Genomic DNA, 6,070 nt, shown 5'->3' with positions numbered 1-6,070 from the left:
AACCTCACAGCTTGCTTGCGCCTTTCGTGCTGTTCTTGCCGCGACAGCTTGCGTCCGTCTTCTTTGTCCATTTCTATCAGTTGGGGGCGGACACCAATAAATCAACCCTTAGTTGCCGGGTGAATAGCTTCTAGTTTCAGCAGTGGTTCGTTAGCGGAGTGCTGTGAGTCGAGGGCTGTATAACTGCTAATCGCAGACCTTAAAATCAGAAAATGGTCTTGAAGATTGAGGCTATTTGTTCCAAGCGTTTGTAAACCGATTGTCATGCCATATACGTATAAAGCGCTCTGTTGCCGACCATAATTGGACGGGTCATGAACTGATGTAGCGATAACAATAAACCTATAAAGCCTATCCAAGATGCAAAAGCAATTGATCGTCATCACCGTATTCGGTGCACTTTCTGCGCCAGCCTTTGCGGAAGACAGCAGTGTCAACCTGTATGGTCGCCTCGACATCGGTATAGAGTCCAATGATGACGCCACCACCAATCGCCTGGTTGTACAAAATTTCCTATCACGCATTGGCTTCAAGGGAGAGGAAGACCTCAATAATGGCTTGAAAGCGGTTTGGCAGATTGAAACCTTCATTTCACCGGACGAGGCCAAGGCCACTGCCTTTGCAACCAGTAACAGCTACATCGGCTTGAAAGGTGGCTTTGGCACTATATTGATGGGAAATTACGATTCCCCATTCAAGTCATTAGTAAGAAACGTTTTGTTGTTGCGGAATCAAGTCAATGCAATTGATTTTTTTATCAATGGCAAAGCCTCTGCTGCAGGATTGGGTATGAACGCCCACGTTCGCCAGAAAAATGTCATCCAATACCACAGCCCAAACATGAGCGGTTTCCTGGTCAGGGCGTCTTACGCGCCGGATGAAGCCAAGGTCAAAGGCGGCACCAACAAGCAGGAATACTCATTTTCCGGTGAGTACGATGCAGGTATGTGGAACGTTGGCGCAGCCTACTACGCCAAGGAAGATGCCGTTGCCCTGGGCAAAGATTTCAATGCCATCAAGCTCATTGCCGGCATGAAGATGGGAGATATCACCTTTGGTGGCGCATATAGCAAGATCGACAATGATGCAGGTAAAAAAACCGACGTCTTCATGCTTGCCGGTGCTTACAAGATGGGGGCAACCACGCTGAAAGCATCGGTTGCCACAGCGAAGGAAACTGCCAGCAACGCCAAGGATGGTGTGGACTTCCTCGCCCTCGAAGTGGATTATGCCATGAGCAAGCGTAGCACCCTGTATGGCTACTTGGGACAGATCCAGAACGAAGACTCAGGTGTTGCCAAGTTTGATTCTGGTGACAACAGATTCGCACCATCTGCTGGCAAAGACCCGCGTGTAATTGGCGTTGCAATTTGCCACCTTTTCTAAGAACCTGGCTAAAGTCTTTTGAGCAGCACCGAAAAGAAAGCCAAATGGATGAACTGTAAGCTGTAGAAGTTCAGACTTGATCTGACAGTTGCCCGTTTTGACGGTGCCCGATTGTCATACATGGACGCCCCCGATTGCCAAGTCATCTTTTTGTTGCACCAAGAACAAGGTTGAGATTGCAGCCATACATCCAGACTTTTAATAAGGCCTTCGCCTCTGTCCCTGATGGAATATGCTGACCGACTCCGCTATCAGATCACCGTGCTTTACGCACTTTGACAATCTCGGGGTTTGTCGGTCACGGTCTTACCTGTCTTGCCATCACATCAAGATTGCCTGCGCAACCGCTGGAAGTCTTTACCAATCTTCATTGTCACTAGCAACCGGTCTAGCACTATCGGTGTTCTTCACGCTCTGCGCGTCGACGATCAAGAATGTCGTCGTGGCGTTCCGCCCCAGTTTGATACGGGCCGCGCCAACCTGATTTTTTAAGTGCCTGTTGTAGCAGGCTGGTTCCATCTTCTTGTACCTCGCGCCAGATGGAGAAGTACGCATACACGGTGCGCCACTTGGGAAATTCGGCGGGTAGCATGCGCCACTGGCAGCCGCTTTTGAGGAGATAGAGGACGGCGCAAAACACCTCGTACAAGTCGATTCGGCGAGGGCTGGTCTTTTCACGGGCGTGGGCGGATGTGTTCGAACTGTTCGCGGCTGATGTCGCTGGGGTAAGGGGGTCTCATCCGGCAAGGATCAAGCATCTCGGTCGAATAGAAAAGACTTTAGACAGGTTCTAATACGAGAAAAATCAAATCCCCTGACTTTGATTGGGTACAGGGGATAAGAAAAACGCACTACATAGGTCACTTACTGCCAGTACGCTGTCGCCCGACCGTCTTTGGATACAAACGGCACTTCGGTTGGGATGCAGCTGCCGCCATACAAGGGGTAGTTGTTTGTATTACGACCATCCACTTTGACCGTAAGGCGATAGGTCCGGCCTTTGTAAACGGTTTGATCCTGGTCGCGATACTGCTTGAAGATATTGAAGGTATCCGCATTGGTTGTCGTACCACCACCCGTAGAACCACCACCACTACCTGCACTAGCCCAGTAAGCATTGAGCCAACCACCGTGCTTAAAGGAGTTGTTTGTACTGCAAGAGGTTGGGTCGCAGTACGAACCCCAGATCCAGTAAGTACCGCCAGGCTGGTTGTTTACCATCAGTGTGAGGGTATAGCGCTTGCCATTTACTTCGACAACGTCACCATGCTTGTACTTTCCACTGCGGTCGTACTTGCTGGTGGTACTACCAGCTCCGCCACCGGTACCGCCACCGTTTTTGTCTTTCAGCACAGTCAGCTTGAAGGAAGCAGTGGCTTCTTTACCGTTGGTAGCTATGATGCGCACCGTAATGTTGGCTGTGCCGAATGCACCCCTAACCGGAGTGATTCGAACGGTTCGTTGGTTTGTTTGGTTTTCTTGGACGCTAATACCTGTAGATGCAATCACACTCGTGTTGTCTGAACTGGGATAGACCCGAATTCCTGTCAGGTTGGTTCCTGCCAGATCCAGCGTCAGGCTACCGCTACCATTTTCATCGATCGTCAACTGCTGAGCATTAAATGTTGCTTTGAGCGTTACTTGACCAACATCGCCAGGGTAAAACTTCTGTACAGATGCTACGTCACCAGGACTCAGGTCCTTACGTTGTCCCATTCTCCGTGCATCAACATCACTTCTGACAGGAACAATTGTGGCCTGACCATTCTTAGAAAATGCACCCGCGGAGTAATGCATGACTGAGTCGAAGTCATAACCACCTACGGGATCACTTTCGCTGGAGCGTAGCTTTATGAATTGACCCTTTACCCAGTCCTCCGTTTGCATGTTTTCTTCGTGTATTTGTACATAGCTGTCACGATCAGGGCGCATTTGTTCGTGCATCCAACCCAGTGCATGCAACATTTCGTGTGCGGCAATGCCTGGCCATTCACAACCAGAGCCGATAGAAATGTCTTGCCCGCCTCGCTGCATGCCTACGTCTGAATAACAACCATCACCACGGAAGAAGCGTACATAGTTAGTTTCGTTGGTCCGCTGTACAAAACGCACGGCGGTTTTGTCCGAAATCAGCTTCATGCCTTCTTGGATAGCGTTACGTGCAGTTTGCGACAGCTGCGCATCGTAAGTGTAATAAACCGTATTGTTGGGCCATCGGGTAGCACGAGCCAAATGATTGTCGGCGGCAATTTGCTTGGATTGAATAACGCTTTCTTGGCGCCAATCTTTATCTTTACTTTCGGTGAGGACGATACCTTCGCTTTGAGCTGCTTTGACTGGTTTAAGGCGCATGTCTCCTAGGAAGACATACCCATCCTTGACAGCGACGTCGATCCAATCATCTGTGCCTGTTACCTTGACTTTGAGTGTCTTTGGGTTACGGGCAGCGGTCTCTTCCGGGTTGCCCACCAGATTGGGTCCAGCCATTGCGCCTAAGGCAGTTACTACCAATAAAGTAAGAACAGAGAATTTAAGTTTCATGATGCCCTTCAATTTATAAATAGAAATTCATTCAACAAATTTCATAAACAATAGATGACCCTAAAGACGGTGAAACAATTACCTGATGTAAATGTATGCACTCAAAAGTCGGCGCCAATCTATCCGCATGACATAAGCATGTCAATGAATAAGCCTACCCCATTAATACCATTACCTTCTGAATGTTCCATGTGCTGCCGTCAACGAATAAGCCGGCGTGGCTTTTGCAGGAATCCACTTAGCAAAGACTGCCCTATTGGTTAGTCAGCGCGTGCCTAGTCTCGGATGAACGCAGCTAAAAGCTGTGTAACTATTCCCAAGGACATGGTGGCTTGAAGCTTTGCGATAGGCTTTACAGCCGAAGTAGTTGCCGAACCAAAGTCGACAGTGGGTCCATAGGGGTAGCGATTCGCAATCAAAAATGAGCTGGGTACACATTAGAGGGTGTCGTCACAAGATGCCGATCCAGATCGCCATGCAGCGGATCTGGGCGGCCGCCAGAAAAGAGGCCATATTCTTGGCATAACGGGTTGCGATGCCCCGGCAGATGGGGCTCCAGCAAGAGCCAGTGTGAATCTGAAATGTCATGGCGACGATGCGCCGGCGAGGTAATAGATTCAAGCGTCATTGCTGAATTTTAAGGCCAGGGAAATCTTGTGACGACACCCTCTAGTTCCTGTTGACGTTTCGCCGCCTGTGGCATTGAGAATGTTTGTGGCTTGATTCTTCGGAATAACATACTCGGACCCATTCGTGGGAGCTTGCCGGACATAAACTGAAAAGGCTGGCTGCAGACAACCCAAAGGGATGCTTGCAAACGAGGTGGGGTCCATATACAGAAGTACCGAGAGATGTTTCAGAATGTCTGGTTCTCGGCGAGGCTGTGTAAAAACTCCCCGAGCGTAGCGATCTATGTGATCGCTTTGTGGCACGTTCATCATTTTCCCGTAATCGCAGCAAAACCTGAACCAAAGAAGACCCTTTCAGGCCTGCGTCGCATTCATTAGGGCCTGATTTCTAATGATCTTCATCACCCGCTTCATGTTGTAAGCAAGTACGTGCAAACTGGTTCTGTCGCAAAAAATGGGTGATGGATGAGAAAAGCCCAGTCCCGTGGTGGTCCTCAGTATGCTAGGGAATAGAATTGCTGCGCTGAAGATAAAGGGGTGTAAAACAGCGTGCAAAACTTTCCAGATTCCAGGGGTAAACAGCGTTCAATAGTTTCCACCCCTGGGTGTGCAACCATCCGGTGTTTCTGCCGGAGAATCTGGGGTGATAAACATGAATCTCATTGCCGAAATCCGGCGTCGTCATCTGGTCAGCAAGGAAAGCATCAGCTCCATTGCGCGTGACCTAAAACTCTCTCGTCCCACCGTCCGAAAGCACCTTCAGACTGAAGTCGAACCGATCTATCAGCGCCAGAATCAGCCAACACCGAAGCTAGGACAGTTCCAAGTCATACTGGAGGCTTGGCTAGAGGTAGAAGCTCACCTACCCAAAGCCCAGCGACGTACCGCTCGCCGCTTGTTTGAAGGATTGCAGGTTGAGGGTTATCGAGGTGCCTATGACAGCGTGCAACGATTTGTAAAAGGCTGGAAAGCAGATAAGGCTGTCTCAACCAGCAAACAGGCTTTTGTGCCTCTGATCTTTGCACCCGGTGAAGCCTGCCAATTCGACTGGAGTCATGAGCAGGTTGAGCTTGGTGGTGTGATACAAACCGTCAAGGTCGCCCATTTCCGCCTGACCTATAGCCGGCAGATGTTCATCGCAGCCTACCCACGCGAAACTCAGGAAATGGTGATCGATGCACATAATCGCGCCTTTGCCTTCTTTGGGGGTGTGCCTCAGCGTATGGTTTACGACAACCTCAAGGCAGTGGTTGAAACCATTTTTACCGGCAAGGAGCGCCAGTTCAATCGCCGCTTCATGGCGCTGGCCAATCACTATCTGTTTGAGCCGGTAGCCTGTACTCCAGCGTCAGGGTGGGAAAAAGGGCAGGTCGAAAATCAGGTGGGCAATGTACGGGAATGGTTGTTCACGCCCTTGGCGCGGTTCGCCAGTTTCGATACGTTGAACGCGTGGCTGGAGACCCGTTGCCGAGAGTTGGCGCAGCGCAAACATCCCACTATGCCGGCCTGTACCA

The 6,070-nt window shown here is 50.1% G+C and carries 3 protein-coding genes and 2 pseudogenes; 2 read left to right on the top strand and 3 right to left on the bottom strand.

Going from position 1 to position 6,070, the window contains the following annotated elements; all coding sequences use genetic code 11:
- The first annotated feature begins 360 nt into the window (after nucleotides 1–360).
- The gene (locus CSQ89_RS19210; protein ID WP_099407659.1) at nucleotides 361–1,386 is read left to right on the top strand and encodes a porin; all 1,026 of its coding nucleotides are present in this window, start codon (nucleotides 361–363) and stop codon (nucleotides 1,384–1,386) included.
- A 390-nt stretch (nucleotides 1,387–1,776) separates the two neighbouring features.
- Here the strand turns inward: CSQ89_RS19210 and CSQ89_RS19205 are convergent.
- The 3 genes and pseudogenes from CSQ89_RS19205 to CSQ89_RS19195 form a co-directional block, all read right to left on the bottom strand.
- Nucleotides 1,777–2,126: pseudogene (locus CSQ89_RS19205) on the bottom strand (transposase); the annotation flags it as partial.
- Nucleotides 2,127–2,250: 124 nt separating this feature from the next.
- Entirely contained in the window at nucleotides 2,251–3,927 is a 1,677-nt protein-coding gene (locus CSQ89_RS19200) for a M12 family metallopeptidase (protein ID WP_099407658.1), read from the bottom strand.
- A gap of 450 nt (nucleotides 3,928–4,377) precedes the next feature.
- Nucleotides 4,378–4,470, bottom strand: a pseudogene (locus CSQ89_RS19195) (IS5/IS1182 family transposase); the annotation flags it as partial.
- 738 nt (nucleotides 4,471–5,208) lie between these two features.
- Here CSQ89_RS19195 and istA point away from each other — a divergent pair.
- Nucleotides 5,209–6,070: IS21 family transposase (gene istA / locus CSQ89_RS19185; RefSeq protein ID WP_143747099.1), on the top strand; the 862-nt coding region annotated here is incomplete at its 3' end.

This window comes from Chitinimonas sp. BJB300 (assembly GCF_002735695.1).
In the GTDB taxonomy this organism is placed as follows: Bacteria; Pseudomonadota; Gammaproteobacteria; order Burkholderiales; family Chitinimonadaceae; genus Chitinimonas.
Note: the sequence above shows the minus strand (reverse complement) of the source record. Positions and strands in the feature narration are given on the sequence as shown.

Bases quoted from the DNA above. Each gene is read 5' to 3' on its own strand.
- CSQ89_RS19210 (WP_099407659.1), top strand. From the start codon at position 361: ATGCAAAAGCAATTGATCGTCATCACCGTATTCGGTGCACTTTCTGCG.
- CSQ89_RS19200 (WP_099407658.1), bottom strand. From the start codon at position 3,927: ATGAAACTTAAATTCTCTGTTCTTACTTTATTGGTAGTAACTGCCTTA.